At 67.1% G+C, this 15726-nt stretch carries 9 protein-coding genes; 1 reads left to right on the top strand and 8 read right to left on the bottom strand.

Annotated features, from left to right (window positions below; translation table 11 throughout):
- Positions 1–99 precede the first annotated feature (99 nt).
- The 8 genes from ACUXVH_RS16075 to ACUXVH_RS16110 all read right to left on the bottom strand — a co-directional run bounded on the left by ACUXVH_RS16075 (position 100) and on the right by ACUXVH_RS16110 (position 14197).
- The gene (locus ACUXVH_RS16075; protein ID WP_220222708.1) at positions 100–2571 is read right to left on the bottom strand and encodes a TonB-dependent receptor plug domain-containing protein; all 2472 of its coding nucleotides are present in this window, start codon (positions 2569–2571) and stop codon (positions 100–102) included.
- A gap of 190 nt (positions 2572–2761) precedes the next feature.
- Complete coding sequence (locus tag ACUXVH_RS16080) at positions 2762–5032, bottom strand: TonB-dependent receptor (RefSeq protein ID WP_065364723.1); 2271 nt, start codon at positions 5030–5032, stop codon at positions 2762–2764.
- Between the two features lie 397 nt (positions 5033–5429).
- A complete protein-coding gene (locus ACUXVH_RS16085; protein WP_019094957.1) occupies positions 5430–6488 on the bottom strand; it encodes an ABC transporter substrate-binding protein in 1059 nt (352 codons plus the stop codon).
- A 37-nt stretch (positions 6489–6525) separates the two neighbouring features.
- Complete coding sequence (locus tag ACUXVH_RS16090; protein ID WP_011061459.1) at positions 6526–7578, bottom strand: ABC transporter substrate-binding protein; 1053 nt, start codon at positions 7576–7578, stop codon at positions 6526–6528.
- Positions 7579–7597: 19 nt separating this feature from the next.
- Positions 7598–8755 (bottom strand): LLM class flavin-dependent oxidoreductase, encoded by a 1158-nt coding sequence (locus ACUXVH_RS16095; protein WP_041118346.1) that lies wholly within the window; start codon positions 8753–8755, stop codon positions 7598–7600.
- 271 nt (positions 8756–9026) lie between these two features.
- Complete coding sequence (locus ACUXVH_RS16100; protein ID WP_342402223.1) at positions 9027–10934, bottom strand: ABC transporter ATP-binding protein; 1908 nt, start codon at positions 10932–10934, stop codon at positions 9027–9029.
- On the bottom strand, positions 10927–12708 hold the full coding sequence (locus ACUXVH_RS16105) for an ABC transporter ATP-binding protein (protein WP_123473433.1): 1782 nt from the start codon (positions 12706–12708) through the stop codon (positions 10927–10929). Before ACUXVH_RS16105 ends, ACUXVH_RS16100 begins: the two co-directional genes overlap by 8 nt.
- A 241-nt stretch (positions 12709–12949) precedes the next feature.
- Positions 12950–14197, bottom strand: a complete 1248-nt coding sequence (locus ACUXVH_RS16110) for an acyl-CoA dehydrogenase family protein (RefSeq protein ID WP_445495365.1) — start codon at positions 14195–14197, stop codon at positions 12950–12952.
- A 465-nt stretch (positions 14198–14662) separates the two neighbouring features.
- On the opposite strand from ACUXVH_RS16110, the gene ACUXVH_RS16115 reads away from it, so the two are divergent.
- A complete protein-coding gene (locus ACUXVH_RS16115; protein WP_077934177.1) occupies positions 14663–15718 on the top strand; it encodes an ABC transporter substrate-binding protein in 1056 nt (351 codons plus the stop codon).
- The last annotated feature ends 8 nt before the right edge of the window (positions 15719–15726 follow it).

Here is a 15726-nt window from a genome sequence, read left to right on the forward strand (position 1 = left end):
GCGGCGTGTGGGTGGGTTGTGGGCGCTGGCGTGCCAGCGAAACTGATGCCTGGGCAGCAGCCACTGCTGCCAGGGCAACACCCCGGCAGCAGTCCGGCCTCAGAAGTCGTAGCTGAGGCTGGTGTAGTAGAACGCGCCCTGGGCGCCCTCGGGGCTGGTGATGGAGTATTTCGGCACGCCATACAACTGTGCCCCGGATGCCTTGTCCGGGTGGGTGTCGAACAGGTTGATGGCGCCCACCGACAGCTTCAGCGACTTATCGAAGCTGTAGGAAATGTCCAGGTCAGTGACCCATTGCGCGCTGAAGGTCTGGTCCAGGGTCGGGTTGCTGGCGTTGAGGCTCTTCCATTGCCCGTACCTGCGTTGTGCCAGGGTCAGGCCCCAGCTGTCGTACAGCCAGTTGGCGCTCAGGGTCAGCTTGTTCTTCGGGGTGCCGTCCTCGATCAGGCCCTGGGTGGTGCGGCCGACGATCTGCGAGCCGGCGATGTTGCCCACGTCCCGCAGGGCGGTGATCCTGGTGTTGTTCTGGCTGTAGCCGCTGGACAGGTTCAGGCGCCCCCATTGCTGCAGGTCCAGTTGGTAGTTGCCGGTCAGCTCGACGCCATCGGTGCGGGTGTCGGCGACGTTGGTGTAGAACGCCGCGCTCTGGATGTTGGCGTACGGGGTGCCGGCGAAGATCGGCGTGACCACCGAGGCCGGCAACTGGTCGGACAGGGTGATGCGGTTGTCGATGTTGATCCGGTACGCATCCAGGGTCACCGAGGCGTTGGCCAGCGGCCGCCAGACCAGGCCCAGGGAGTAGTTGGTGGACTCCTCGGGCTTCAGCGCCTTGCCCCCCAGCAGCTTGGCTTCCGGGCTGTCGGCGCGCAGGGTGCGTTGCTGCACCTCGACGTAGTTGCCGCTGCCCGGCGGTTGCTCCACCACTTGCACGCTGAACGAGGACAACCCGCTTTGCACCAGGGACGGCGCCCGGTAGCCGGTGCTGGCGGTGGCCCGGGCGGCGAGCTGCGGGGTGAAGTCGTAACGCAGCGACAGCTTGCCGTTGGTGGTGTCGCCAAAATCCGAGTAGTGCTCGGTGCGCACCGCGACCCCGGCCTGGAATTTCTCGGTGACCTGGCCCTCGACGTCGATATAGGCGCCCCAGACCTTGCGCTCAAGGGATGCGGCGTCGACCTGGGTAATGCCCGAGTAGTAGCCGGGAATGCGCCGCCCGGTGGCCGGGTCCACGGTATTGAACAGCGGCCCGTTCTGCCAGCCCGCCGCTTCGCCGGCGCTCAGTTCGTAGTTCTCCTGGCGCCAGGCCAGGCCCGCCGACAGGGTCAGGGGCTTGAACAGCAGGTCGGTGGGGAAGTCCCGCACCCAGTCCAGGGTCAGGTTGGTCTGGTCGGCCTCGCGCTTGCCGGTGTAGATCTTCGCCGGGCTGGCCTCGCCCCAGCTGGGGTTGATGGCGTTGCGGTCGGCGGATTTCAGGCTGTTGTCACCGTGGTTCAGCGCCAGGTCGAACTTGCCCAGGCGTTCGTCCTCGTAGCGCAGGCCACCGGTCAGGGCATAGTCCTCCAGCGAGTAGCGGGTGATCGGCAGGCGGCCGTCGGGGTAGCGTTGCAGGGCGTCGCTGCCGTAGTTGTTGCGCAAGGTGGTGGGCGGGTCGAAGAAGCCTTCGGCGTCGGTGTTCTTGTGGGAGTAGGTGGCAAAACCGTAGGCGGTCAGCCCCTCGCCCAGGCCGAACTCGCTGTTGGCGGCGAAGTTGTACTGGTCCGAGACATTGCCCGAGCCCCAGCGCCAGGTGCGGTAGCGGTTGTTCTGCTCCCGCGGCGTCTGGGTGCTGGTGGAGCCGGGGTAGAAGATCCGGTTGTCGGGGTTGGTGTCACTGGCCGGGTCCTGGCTGCCGGCATCGAAGCTCAGGGTCAAAAAGCCGTCGTTGGGCAGGCTGAAGCCTTTCCAGCCGCTGAGCTTGCGTTGCAGGCCATCGCCCTTGTCGTAGCCGCCGAAGCGATAGCCGACGTTGCCACCGTCGTCCTTTTCCTTGAGCACGATATTGATCACCCCGGCGATGGCGTCGGAGCCGTACTGGGCGGCGGCGCCGTCGCGCAGGATCTCCACTCGCTCGATGGCGCTCAGGGGGATCAGGCTCAGGTCCACCGCGGCGGCGCCCCGGCCGTTGACCAGGCTCTGGCGGGTGACGTTGGCGCTGGTGTGGCGGCGCTTGCCATTGACCAGCACCAGCACCTGGTCCGACGCCAGGCCGCGCAGGGAAGCACCCTGGGCGATGGAGCCGGCGAAGGCGCCCTGGGGCGACTGCGGGTAGCTGAACGAAGGCGAGAGGGCGGTGAGGGCGCCGGACAGGTCGCTGGCCCCGGTCTGCTGCAACTGCTGGGCGGACAGCACGTCCACCGGTGCGGCGCTTTCCAGGGCCGTTACATCACTGCGCCGGGTGCCCAGCACCACCACCGTGTCCAGGTGATCGGCGCTGGCGCCGGGGGCATTGCTTGAGGTCTGGGCAGCGAACGCGGGCACGGCAAGGCTGCCGACGACCAGCGCCACGGCGCCGGCCAACGGATTGCGATGGAACATCTTTGGATTCCTTGTGAAATGAATGACCCCAACCGCCCCGGTAGGCGCTGGCTTGCCAGCGAAGGCGTCGTCATGGACGGCGCAAGGCTTGCGGGCCTCTTCGCCGGCAAGCCGGCTCCTACAGGGTGGGTGCGGTGGTGGGCGATACCGGCGGCCCGGAAATCAGGGTTCGGGTGGCCTGCCGCGGGCGTCAGAAGCGGCTGGTGACGCTCAGGCCCACGGTGCGCGGGTCGCCGTAGGTGATGACGTATTGCCCCAGGGTGCCGTTGGGCCGGCCATGGACCTGGTAGCGGCGGTCGGTGAGGTTGTTGACGAAGCCGGTGACGCTGAGCTTTTCATCCGGGCTGAACCAGGTCAGGCGGGTGTTGGCCAGGGTGTAGTGGGGCTGGCTCAGGGTCTTGTCGGCGCTGCTCTGGCGGTCGGCGAGGAAGTATTCCTTGTCGCGGAAACTCACGTCACCGCCGGCCACCAGCTTGCCGCCGATCTCCAGGGGAATGGTGTAGTCGGCCCCCAGGGACACCACGTTGCGCGGCGAGCGCACGAAACTGTTGCCGCTGTAGTCGCCGGTGACCGCGCCGGTGTTGGGGTTGGTGTTCTTGAAGTCGGTGTACTCGGTATCCAGGAACGAGATCGCCGCCCGCAGGTGCAGATAGTCGGTGGGCTGGCCTTCGAGCTCCAGTTCCGCGCCCTTGACCTTGCCCTTGGCGCCATTGGTCAGGGCCGTGGTGAGCACGCCGTTGTTGACCGTCAGCAGGTTCACCTGGATGTCCGAGTAGTCGTAGTAGAAGACGTTGGCGTTGGCCGTCAGGCGGTGGTTGAACCATTCCGACTTGAGGCCGATCTCGTAGGCGTCGAGTTTCTCCGGGTCCACCGTGGTCAACTGCGCCAGGCTGGTGGACAGCCCGGTATTGAAGCCCCCGGAACGGAAACCGTGGGCGTAGCGCAAGAACACCCGGACGTTGTCGTTGATCCGGTATTCCGGGGTCAGATCGTAGGTCCAGGCTTCCCAGGTCTTGCTCTCGTCGCGGCTGCCGTTGCTGCCGGCGGCGCCCAGGGGGATCAGCGGGCCGTTGGCCGTGGCCCGGGTGAGCTGGGTCAGGTCCAGGTCGATGTCTTTCTTTTCCTGGGTCCAGCGCAGGCCGCCGGTCACGGTGAAGTTGTCGGTGAAGTCGTAGGTCAGGTTGCCGAACAGCGCGTAGCTGTCGGTGGTGTGCTGGTAGTTGAGGTCGCGAAAGTCGGTGGCGCCGCCGGTCTGGTTGGAGCCGGTGCCGTTGGGCGTGGGGCCCGGGGTGATGAGGCGCTTGGCCGAGCTGTCCAGGTCCTCATGGAAGTAGTGCACCCCTGCCAGCCAGCGCAGGGTTTCCTGCTGCGGCGAGGCCAGGCGCAGTTCCTGGGAGTACTGGTTGTAGCGGTTGTCGCTGATGGCCGCGCCGTTGACCTCGTAGGGGGTGTAGTCGGCGTCGCTGGTGGACTGCCCGCGAATGTAGTCGTAGGCGCTGATGGAGGTCAGGGTGTAGTCCCCCAGGTGCCAGTTCAGGGTCAGGGACGTACCGTCGTGATCGAGCTTGGCATCCTCGTTGACGTTGAGGGCGATGTTGCGTCCGTCGGGCCGCTGGTAGCCGACGTTGTAGTAACGGCCCACCGGCAGCGAGCCGTTGCTGCCGTCGCCCTTGTATTCCCGGGCGTGGATCTTCAGCAGGGCGTCCAGGTCCGGGTTGAGCCTGGCCAGGAACTGCAGGCGCACGGCCTTCTTGTCGACGTCGCCGTAGGTATGGTCGTCGGTGAGGTTCTTCTGGAAGCCGTCGCGTTCTTCCGAATACAGCGACAGCCGCGCCGCCAGCCTGTCATCCACCAGGGCACCGCCGATGGCGCCATTGAGGATGCGCTCGCTCTTGCTGCCGATGCCCAGGGTGCCGTAGCCGTCGGTGTCGAAGGTCGGCTTCTTGGAAATCACATTGACTGCACCGGCAGTGGTGTTCTTGCCGTACAGGGTGCCCTGGGGCCCGCGCAGGATCTCGATGCGCTCCAGGTCGAACAGCGGCCCGCCGCCGGCGATGGGCGCGTTGAGGTAGACATCATCGGCGTAGATGCCCACCGGGAACACCGTGGCCGCCCCGGTGTCGCCCGTGCCCAGGCCGCGGATGTACCAGCGTGGGCGGCCGTCGCCGTCGGGGTTCTTGGCCGAGGCGTTGGGGATGAAGGTGGTGATGTCGCCCATGTTGCGCACCCCGTCGGTCACCAGGCTGGTGCCCTGTACGGCGGACACCGCCACCGGAACCTCTTGCAGGGTTTCCTCCCGGTGCTGGGCGGTGACGGTGACGGTCTTCAGGGCGGGTTCGCTGCTGTTCCCGGTGGTGTCGGTGCCTGTGGTTTCAGCGGCCAGCAGGCCCTGGCTGAATGTGCCCCCGGTGAGCGCCAGTGCCAGCCATAGACTCTTGGTGATCGGATTAAGCTTATGCATGTTGAACTCCCCCATTTAAAGTTTCGCTAAGAGGGCTAGAGCAGAGAACGTGCCAAGAGGCTTAGTGGGTTTTATGGGTAAGCGTTAGTTTGATCAAGCCATTGAAAAACAAGGATTAATTTAAATTCGTTTGAGTGTTTTAGAGAGGGGTTTGGCAGGCGTGAAAAGTTGCGGGCCAGAGGTTTAAAACATCCTGCGCAGGATTCAGCAGAAGTTGCTTGGCTGGTGCTGCTGGAGCAGCACCGATTGCCCGCTGGACTGTTGCTGCGCCAGCACCGGCCCCCCAAGCCCGTAGGAGCCGGCTTGCCGGCGAAGAGGCCCGCGAGACATGCATCGCCTGGGCTGGCGCCTTCGCTGGCAAGCCAGCTCCTACGGGTTCCACCGTCAGTTCGTGGGGTTATACCGCCACGCGAGAGGTGGAGCCGATGACCGCCTCCAGCACACTGAAGTCGATCCACTCGCGCACGTCGAAACGCCGTGGAATGAACTGCCAGCGATGCAGGAAATCGGTGAAGTCCTGCAAGGCCTCGATGGATCGCGCATCCAGGGTGGTGCGCAGGCGTCGGTGGGCATCCTCGCCATAGGCGGCCGCCACCCAGTACTCGCTGGTGTTCAGTTCCCGGGCCAGGAAGCGCCGGGTTTCCTCGGGGTTGGCCCAGGCCCATTGTTCGGTGCGCAATACGGTGTCGACGATCTTCACGCTGGCGTCGAAGTGCTCGCGCAGCAGGTGGGTGTCCACGGTCAGGGTACGCGGGGTGCCGTTGTTGGAGCGGATCAGCGGGTCGGGGTGGGAACCGGTGTCCACCACCACCTGCAGGCCGAACTCGTTGGCCAGGTGCACGGCGTGGGCGCCCTTGAGGAAGATCGCGTCGATATCGCCCCGCAGCAGGCCGATCAGTTCGTTGTTGCGCCGGCTGAAGCGGGTCACCCCAAGGCTCACTTCGGAACCGTACAGGTGCTGCTTCTGCTCATCGCTGTAGGTGCCGCCGTAGGGGTAGTCCACCAGTTCCACGTCGGCCACTTCCAGGCCTTCTAACCTGAGGGCGTTCTCCAGGCCGCGCAGGGCCTGGGCCCGGGTGAAGTCGATCTGCACGTTGGCCCACTTGGGCAGGCCGAAGCGCCGGTTCTTCAGGTCGCGGATGCTCTTCACGCCGCTTTCGGCGGTGGTCAGGATCAACTGCACCTCGTCGCTCCAGGACAAGCCCAGGACCCGGGTCTGCACGCCGCTGGAGTAGGCCCAGATGGCCGGGATGTTGCCGCCGTGGCGCACCGAGTTCTGCAGGTGGTGGTCGTAGTGGGCCTCGCGCACTTCGCGTTCGCTGGATTCGCGCAGGGACTGGATATTGGTGCCGAACGGCAGGAAGGCCTCTGCCAGGCGTCCGGACTGTACCGCGATGCCGAGCCCGGTGGGCACCGGGCTGTGGGTGTACCAGAGGGTATCGAGTGATTTGCTCATAAGGGTCTTCAGTTCGAATCCATGAAACCTGGCGCGGTCAGCCGGCCAGAGCGGTAGGGGTAGCCAGCAGCGCATCCAGCGGCCGGCGGTCGATCCATTGGCGCACATCCACCTGCTGCGGGATGAAGCGCCAGCGCCGCAGGAAGGCGCTGAAATCCTGCAGCGCGTCGATGGCCTGTTCTTCCAGGCCGGTGCGCAGGCGCAGGTGGGCATCCTCGCCATAGGCAGCGCTGGTCCAGTACTCGCTACTGTTGGTTTCCCGGGCCAGGTAGCGGCGGGTGTCTTCCGGGTGGTGGCGGGCCCAGTCTTCGGCCCGCAGCACCGCGCCGAGAATCCCGGTGGCGACGTCCAAGTGCTGCTCCAGCAGATGACTGTCCACTGTCAGGGTGCGCGGTGTGCCGTTGTTGCAGCGGATCAGCGGGTCGGGGTGGGCGCCGGTGTCGATCAGGGTACGCAGGCCGAACTCGTGGGCATGGCGGGCGGCGCTGGCGCCCTTGAGGAAGATCGCGTCGACTTCGCCTCGCAGCAGGCCCTGCAGTTCCAGGTTGCGTCCGCTGCTGGGCTGGGCGCTGACCGGGGTGTCGGCCAGGGTCTGCACCTGGGGGTCGCTGAAGGTGCCGCCGTAGCGGTAGTTCACCAGTTGCAGGTCGCCCACTTGCAGGCCGTCCAGGCCCAGGGCGTTTTCCAGGCCGCGCAGGGCCTGGGCGCGGGTGAAGTCGATCTGTGCGCCGGCCCAGTCCGGCAGGCCGAAGCGTCGGCCCTTGAGCTCCTTGATGCGGTGGATGCCGCTGTCGGCACGGGTCAGGATCAGTTGCACCTCATCGGCCCAGGACAGGCCGATCAGCCGGGTTTCCCGGCCCTGGGCCCGGGCCCAGAGGGCCGGGATGCTGCCGCCGTGGCGCACCGAGTTGCGCAGGCTGTGATCGAAGTGCGACTCGCGCACGGCCTGGTCGCTGGACTCGCGCAGCGACTGCACCTGGGTGCCGAGGGCGCCGAGGCTGTCTTGCAGCCAGCCTTTCTGCACGGCAATGCCCAGGCCCGTGGGGACCGGGCAGCGGGTGTACCAGAGGGTATCCAGAGGATGGGACATGAACGGGCTCCTTATAGGCTCAGGCGCGGGCCTGTAGCGGCGTCGCCTGGGCGACGGGGCGTTGCTGCACCAGGGGCAGGACTTCCTGGCCGATGCGCAGGGCTTCTTCCAGGTGCGGGTTGCCCGCCAGGATGAAGGTGGAGAAACCGGCATCGCGGTACTCCGCCAGGCGCTCGGCAACGTTCTGGTGGCTGCCCACCAGGCCCACGGTGGGCCCCGGCTTGGCCTTGGCGAAGCCGGCCCAGAGGTTGGGGCCGAGGATCAGGTCGTCGAAGCGGTCGACGTTCTGGTGGTAGGCGGTCTGCCGCGCTGCGCCCACCGAATCCGAGCCGCTGGTGAAGTTCTTGGCGATCAGGCTGCCCTTGCCTTCGAGCTTGTCGAACTGACGGCGCAGGTCGGCCCAGGCCTGCTCTTCGGTTTCCCGGGCGAACAGATCGACCCGCAGTCCGAAGCGCACCGTGCGCCCCTGTTTGTCCGCCAGCTCGCGAACTCGCTCGATGTGGGGCTTGAGCTGGTCGATGGGCTCGGCCCAGTTGAGGTAGACGTCGGCGTGCCGCGCCGCCACGTCCAGGGCCGCATCGGAGAAACCGGAAAAATACACCCCCGGCTTGCGCTCCTGCTGCAGGCCCGGGGGCAGGGCGCCGTTCTCCAGTTGGTAGATATCGCCGTCATAGGAGAAGCGTTCGTTCTGCCACAGGCCCTGGATGATGTCGAGGAACTCGCCGGTGCGCTGGTAGCGCCGGTCGTGGTCCAGGTAATCGCCATTGGCTCGCTGGCTGACCGGGTTGCCGCCGGTGATGATGTTCCAGTCCAGGCGGCCGTGGCTGAGGTTCTGCAGGATCGCCGCCTGTTGGGCGGCGTAGGCCGGCAGGGTCCAGGTGGCCTGGAAGGCGATCAGAAAGCGGATGCGCCGGGTTTCCCGGGCCAGGGCCGCGGCCACCACCCAGGGCTCGGGGCCGGTAGGCAGCAGGGCGCCTTCGAAGCCCGCCAGCTCGGCGGCCTTGGCCACCTGGGCGATGTAGTCGATGTAGGTGAAACCGTCGGGCTCGCCGTTGGCCAGGCGCCCGGGGGCGATATGCCCGGCGCGGGGGTGGGGGTTGCCGCGATTGTGCTTGTCGGTGCTCAACTGCGGGCCGTCGGTGCCCAGCGGCAGGCGCCAGAAAAATTCAGTGCTCATGGGTGCTCCTGATTCAGTAACCCGTTGCGCCGCGCGGGTGCGAAGACGCCTGTCAGGGGGTAATTGCAACGGCCATGCCATGGCCGTCGCAGCCCACCATGGCGGGGGTTCGGTGGCTTCAGCCGGCCTCGCGCAGGGCCCTGGTGCTGCTGTAGCAGCACCCCGGCAGCAACCGCTGCTGAGCGCGCAACAACCCAGCGCCTCCTTGCCGGCGAACAGGCCCTTGAGCCTTGTGCTGTCCTTGCGGGCGCCTTCGCTGGCAAGCCAGCGCCTACAGCTGGCGCGATACCGGCGGTGCTTGTGTAGGAGCCGGCTTGCCGGCGAAAGGGGCCGCGGGGTTTGCGCCGCCGGGTTGGTCGGCGCTACGCAGATAGGCCTGGTACAACGCCGCATAGGCGCCGTTCTGCCGGATCAACTGCTGATGCGGTCCCTGTTCCACCAGTTGGCCGTGGCGGATCACCGCGATCCGGTCGGCGTCGCGGATGGTCGCCAGGCGGTGGGCGATGATGATCGCCGTGCGCCCCTGGCACAGCCGGCGCAGGGCGCGCTGGATGCGCCGCTCGGTGTGGATGTCCACCGCCGAGGTGGCTTCGTCCAGTACCAGCACCGCCGGGTTGGCCAGGTAGGCCCGTACCAGGCACACCAGTTGCCGCTGGCCATGGCTCAGGTGTCCACCCAGGGGGCCGACCTCGCTGTGGTACTGGTGGGGCAGGCGTTCCAGCACCTCGTCGGCCCCCAGCTCCCGGGCCGCGGCAATCAGCGTTGCATCATCGGCGCCGGGGGCTGCCAGGCGCAGGTTGTCGAGGATAGTGCCGCTGAACAGCACATTGTCCTGCAGCACCACGCCCACGGCCCGGCGCAGGTCGTGCTGGGCCAGGTGCCGGATGTCCACGCCGTCGAGCGTCACGGCGCCGCCCTGAACGTCGTAGAAACGGGTCAGCAACTGCACCAGGGTACTTTTGCCATGGCCCGAGGGGCCGACAATCGCCAGCACTTCGCCGGCCTTGATCTGCAGATCCAGGTTCTGGATCACCGCGTTTTTGCTCCTGGGGTCGTAGGCGAACCGCACCTGTTCGAAACCGACCTCGCCCCGGGCCCGCTGCATGCGCTGGGGCTGGGCCGGGTCGAGGACCTGGGGCCGGGTGTCCAGCAGCAGAAAGATCCGCTGCGCCGAGGCCGAGCCGGTGGCGTAGCGTTCGAACAGGTCAGAGAGTTCCTGCAACGGGCCCAGAAACAGAAACACGTAGAACAGGCTTTCCGCCATCTGGCCAACGCTGATCTGGTTATCGGCCAGCCCATAGCCGCCCACCAGCAGCAGCGCGGCCATGCCGGCGGTGCTGAGCAGCGCAGTGAATGGGGCGAACCAGCTGGAGCGCAGGCTGCCGCGGATCAGCGCCTGGTTGAAGTCATCCAGCAGGCCGCGATAGCGCTGCAGGTTGGGTTCCTGCTGCCCGCATTGCTGGAGCATGCGCGCGCCGCTGACGCTTTCCACCAGGTGCGCGGTGAAGCGGCTGCGGTTCTCCGCGACCCTGGCCCAGTTGCGCTGGGAGATGCGCTTGAAGCCCCAGGTCGCCAGCGCCAGCAGCGGCACCGTGGCCGCCAGGCTGAGGAAGAAGCGCGGGTCGATGCGCCACAGCATCAGCGCCGCCAGGCCGCAGCGCAGCAGGGCCCCCAGCAGCTCCGGCGGACCCTGGATCAGCAGCGGCTCCAGGCTGTCGACGTCGCGGTCGGCGCGGGAAATGATGCGCCCGGCGCGGGTCTGGTCGAAGTAGCTGACGCTCAGGGCCTGGATATGGGCAAAGACCTTGACCCGCAGGTCGTTGAGCACCCGGATTGCCGCGCTGCCGGCGACGAACTGCGACAGCCCGGCCAGGACGAAGCGCCCCAGCCAGCTGGCCGCCAGCCCCAGGCCCAGCCACAGCACCAGGGACTCGTCCAGCAGCCAGTGACCCTGGTCCGGGACCAGCCCGCGGTCCAGCAGTTCGCGCACGAACCAGGGCCGCAGGAACACCGTGAACACCAGCAGCAACTCGATGCCGATCACCGTCAGGATCGGGCCGCGGATCGGCCGCAGCAGGGGCAGCAGGCGCGACAGCATGCTGCGGTCCAGGGCCTGGCGGGCAAGCATTTCCTCGATTTCGATATCGCTCAGGGCCTTGCCGGCGATTGGATTAGCCATGGTCGACTCCCAGCAGGTCGCGGTAGTGGGCGTTGGTCTTGAGCAGCTCGGCGTGGCGGCCGCTGGCACGGATTCGCCCGTCCTGCAGCAGCAACACCCGGTCCGCCAGGAGAATGGTCGAGAGCTTGCTGGAGATCACCAGCAAGGTGGTGGCCCGGCCCTGGTCTCGGCGCAACTGGCGGATGTTGTCCAGCACCTGGCGTTCGCTGATGGCGTCCAGGGCGCTGGTGGCGTCGTCGAGGCAGAGAATGTCCGGCTCCCCCAGCAGCGCCCGGGCCAGGCTCAGGCGCTGGCGCTGGCCACCGGAGAGGGTGACCCCGCGATCGCCGAGGCGGCTGTCCAGCCCTTGGGGCAAGCGTTCCAGTACGTCTTCGGCGGCTGCCAGGGCCAGGCCCTGGCGCAGTTGCCGGTGGCTGGCGTCGGGGGCCGTGAGGCGCAGGTTGGCCGCCAGGGTGTCGGAAAACAGGAAGCTTTCCTGGGGCACCACATGCACCCGGCGCCGCAGCTGTTGCAGGTCCAGGTCGCGCACGTCCTGCCAGCCGCTGAGTTCCGAGCCCAGCAGCACCCGGCCGGCACCGGCCTCGGTGAGGCGCGGCAGGAGGCTGGCCAACAGGCTCTTGCCGGTGCCGGTGGCGCCCACCAGGGCTACCACCTCGCCGGGCTCAAGGCTCAGGGAGCAGTCATCGAGAATCTTCCGGCCACCGCCGGGGGCGCTGACGCTGACCCCCTCCAGGCGCAACCCCAGGGGCGCCTGGGGCAGCCGGGCGTTGCCACTGCGGATGTGCAGCGGCTCGTCCAGCAACTGCCAGATGCGCTCGGCACTGGAGCGGGCATCGGCGAAGGTCTGCATCACCCGGCCGATGCCTTCGATGCGAAACACCAGGGTGGTCACGATCAGCAGGGCGCTGACCAGCTCGCCGATCCCCAGCTGCCCGGCCGCCACCTGATGAGCGCCGTAGACCAGGATCCACACGTGGCTGAGGGCGACCACGGCCTGGGGCAGGGGGATACGCGAACTGGAATAGGCCAGGGCCCGGCGGGCGTGCTCGGCGAACAGCCCGACCTGGGCGGCAAAACCCTGGATGCGGCTGTGCTCCAGGGCGAAGGACTTGATCACCCGCACCCCGCCGATGCCCTCGCTGAGGTCCTGGTTGACCCGGTCGTAGGCAGCGCCCACTGCGCGGTCGAGGCTCACCAGGTGCTCGGTCTGGCGCACGAAGATCCACAGTCCGCAGGCGGTGAGCAGCAGCGGCACCACCGCCAGCCAGGGGCTGTACCAGGCCAGCAGGCCGACCGTGGCCAGCACCACCAGGGGCGTTTCCACCACCTGGCGCCAGAAGCTGATCAGGGCATCGCGGACCTTGTCTGCATCGCGGGTGGTACGGGTGATCATTTCACCCATGCCGTGCTGCCAGTGGTAGCCCAGGTGCAGGCCCTGGACCTGCTGCAGGATGCGCTCGCGCAGGCGGGTCAGCAGTTCCTGGCTGAGCACCAGGGACAACACCGTGGCGGCGTACTGCAACAGGCCGCGGCCCAGGGCCACCGCCAGCAGCAGCCACAGCCAGTACCAGCCCAGGCTGGCATCCAGGCTGCCGTCGGCCAGGTGCTTTACCGCCTGCCCGCTGCTGACATCGTTGACCGCATGGCCGATCAGCCACTGCTGCCAGACCAGCCCGAGGTTGACGGCGACATAGAGCAGCGCCACCAGGGTGAAGCGCCAGGGCACTTCCCGGTAGATCGCCAGCGCGCGCAAAAGAGGGTGTTTTTCGATCATGCAGGGCTCGTTCAAAAAATCGGCCACCCCCGTAGGAGCCGGCTTGCCGGCGAAGAGGCCCTCGAGCCTTGTGTCGGTCTTGAGGACGCCTTCGCTGGCGAGCCAGCTCCTACGGTGTGCGTGATGCCATGGTTATTGGTAGGAGCCGGCTTGCCGGCGAAGAGGCCCCCGAGCCTTGTGTCGGTCTTGAGGACGCTTTCGCTGGCAAGCCAGCTCCTACGAGGGATGGCGGTGGTTGGGGTTATGGCGCGGGGCGGGTCGCGCCCTGTTGCTCCTTGGCGTTGAGGATCGCGGTGTATTCGCCCGGGTCGACGCCGTTGAGGTAGTAGTTGCCCACGTGGTGCAGGCGCCAGCGGATCGGGTCGTGGGTGGTGTGCACCCGGGCATTGCGCCAGAAGCGGTCGAGGTTCCATTTGCTCAGGGAGGAACTGGCCCCCAACAGCGAGAAGATGTCGCTGGAGATCTTCAGCGAGGCGCTGTCGGAATGGGCCCGGGCGGTGGCCACGGACAGGATCAGCTGGTCCTGCAGTTCCTTGTTGTCCGGGTCCTGCTCGTGTTCGTCGAACACCCGCGCGGCATCGCGCAGCAAGGATTCGGCAGCACGCAGGGCCACCGCGTATTCACCGATCTGCTTGATGATGTGCGGCTCTTCGCTGGCGTGGTCGACGCCGCTTTCCACCCAGGGCCGGGCGTGCTGCTTGAGGTAGTCCACCGCGGCCCCCAGGGCTCCGGCGGCGATCCCGGTGTCGATGGCCGCATGGAGGATCTGCGGGAAGGTCAGGCCGGTGCGTTTCATCGGGCCCTTGCGCGGCGAGACAAAGTCTTCGTCCAGTTCGACGTTGTCGAACAGCACCGTGCCGCTGACCGAATTCTGCTGGCCGAAGGCATGCCAGTCGTCCACCAGGGTCAGGCCCGGAGCGTTGCGGTTGAGCAGCACCCCGGCGCCGCCTTCTTCGCTGGCGGCGGTCAGGGAAATCCATTCGGCCAGGTAGGAACCGGTGGAGTAGAACTTGCTGCCGTTAAGGATCAGCTTGCCGTCGGCGCGGCGCTCGATACGGGTCTTGAGGGCGAACTTGTTCTTGCCGCCGATCTCCGCCAGGGCATTGCCCAGGCGCTTGCCGGCCAGCACATCGCTGACCACGCGGTCGCGCACGGCATCCGGGTAACCGTTGAAGATGCCCCGCAGCATCACGTTGTGGATCTGCAGCAACTGGCCCACACCGCCATCGGCCACCGAGATCAGGCGCACCGTTTCGACGATGGTGGCCACCGAGGCCCCCAGGCCACCGAAGGCCTTGGGCACACCGATGGCGGTCAGGCCGCTGTCGGACAGCAACTGCGCCTGGCGCCGCGGCAACTGGCCGTTGGCCTGGCTGTCGGCGGCGATGGCGGCGATTTCCGTGGCGATTTCCCGGGCCACGGCGATGGCTTCGGCCTCGCTGCCCAGGACACGGACCGGAGTGACAGGAAGGGCTTGAACGCTACTCATGCTGGTACCTCTATCTGAAGAAATCTGCCCCCAGGGGCGTGTGTATCGACCTGATCCGTAGGAGCCGGCTTGCCGGCGAAAGGGCCCTTGAGCCTGGCGCCGGTCTTGGCGACGCCTTCGCCGGCAAGCCAGCTCCTACGAAAAAGGGCTGGATCTGAGGAGGCTTGAGCAAGTTCTGCGCCAGGGCCTTTTCAGTGTGCTGAAAATCCGTTGCAGGCCTTGTGCGACAAGGCTGGCGGGCGGGTGCGCAATGGGTGCTAAAACGCCTGCTGCTGCTCCAGCAGCAATGCTCGTCGGCCCGTTGCTCCGACAGCAGCAGTCGCTGCGCAATGCTGCTGGTCGGGCAGCAGTCGGCGAGGTGCCGGTTTCGCGGGCAGCGGCCCCGGCCCCGTAATCCGGGGCCTTGCCCGGTTGGCACGGGCGCTGCAATAGCCCTGGCAACAGCCATTGCACAGGAACTCGTTCATGACGCTTGCCGCCACATTGCCCACGTCCGCTGCCCAGCCTGAACTGGAGCAGATCTGGTTCACCCGCTGCCCGGTGCCCACGGCTTCCGGGATCGCCTACAAGCTGGGCTGGCTCAGCGAGGAGTTTGCCGCCGACGGCCTGCCGGTCGCGACCCTGCAGGAAGCCCGGCAACTGGGCCATCACCATTACGATCATCAGTTGCCCGGGCTGTTTCGCGAGGGCGGCAACGTGCCGGCCCTGGCTGCCCGCGCCGCCGGTTCCCCCAGCCGGCTGATCGGCCTGACCTGGATCGAGGAATGGCAAACCTTGCTGGTGCGCCCGGATTCCGGCATCAGCCGCCCCGAGCACCTCAAGGGCAAGCGCCTGGCGCTGCCGGCCTGGGGCGAAAACCGCCCGGGCAGCATCGCCCGGGCCATGAGCCTGCACGGCTACAAGGGCGCGTTGAGCCTGGCGGGCCTGGGTTTCGACGACGTGCAACTGGTGGAAGTGGCATTGCAGGACCAGGAGCGCGCCGCCTCGCCCCAGGAAGGGTTGCAGCGCCTGTGGTCCGGCCTGGACTACCTGGTGCGCGGCGAGGTGGACGCGGTCTACGTCAAGGGGGCTGCCGCCGCCGATGCCGCGCGGCGCCTGGGGCTGGTGGTGGGCATCGACCTGGACCTGGTCGCCGAGCCGCGCTACCGCATCAACAACGGCACGCCGCGACCGATCACCGTGCACCAGAGCCTCTTGGACAATCACTTCGACCTGGTGGTGCGCTTTCTCGCCCAGACCCTGCGCGCCGCCGACTGGGCGGCCCACAACCGGCCGGCCCTGAACGCCATCCTGGAAGAGGAAACCCGGGCCGGCAGTGCCGGGGTGAATGAGGCCTACCGCGGCGATTTCCACACCACCCTGGCGCCGGACCTGTCGCCGCAGCGCCTGGAGTTTCTCGATATCCAGAAAAACTTCCTCTATCGCCATGGCTTCCTGGAACGGGATTTCGCCATTGCCGACTGGGTCGACCCACGTCCCTTGCACGCCGCCCATGAACTGCTGGCCCAGCGCCGCGCCTGAACCCGGAG

Source organism: Pseudomonas sp. 8(2025), from assembly GCF_052665325.1.

Excerpts from the sequence above, each read along its gene's own strand:
- ACUXVH_RS16075 (WP_220222708.1), bottom strand. The coding sequence starts at position 2,571 with ATGTTCCATCGCAATCCGTTGGCCGGCGCCGTGGCGCTGGTCGTCGGC.
- ACUXVH_RS16080 (WP_065364723.1), bottom strand. The coding sequence starts at position 5,032 with ATGCATAAGCTTAATCCGATCACCAAGAGTCTATGGCTGGCACTGGCG.
- ACUXVH_RS16085 (WP_019094957.1), bottom strand. The coding sequence starts at position 6,488 with ATGAGCAAATCACTCGATACCCTCTGGTACACCCACAGCCCGGTGCCC.
- ACUXVH_RS16090 (WP_011061459.1), bottom strand. The coding sequence starts at position 7,578 with ATGTCCCATCCTCTGGATACCCTCTGGTACACCCGCTGCCCGGTCCCC.
- ACUXVH_RS16095 (WP_041118346.1), bottom strand. The coding sequence starts at position 8,755 with ATGAGCACTGAATTTTTCTGGCGCCTGCCGCTGGGCACCGACGGCCCG.
- ACUXVH_RS16100 (WP_342402223.1), bottom strand. The coding sequence starts at position 10,934 with ATGGCTAATCCAATCGCCGGCAAGGCCCTGAGCGATATCGAAATCGAG.
- ACUXVH_RS16105 (WP_123473433.1), bottom strand. The coding sequence starts at position 12,708 with ATGATCGAAAAACACCCTCTTTTGCGCGCGCTGGCGATCTACCGGGAA.
- ACUXVH_RS16110 (WP_445495365.1), bottom strand. The coding sequence starts at position 14,197 with ATGAGTAGCGTTCAAGCCCTTCCTGTCACTCCGGTCCGTGTCCTGGGC.
- ACUXVH_RS16115 (WP_077934177.1), top strand. The coding sequence starts at position 14,663 with ATGACGCTTGCCGCCACATTGCCCACGTCCGCTGCCCAGCCTGAACTG.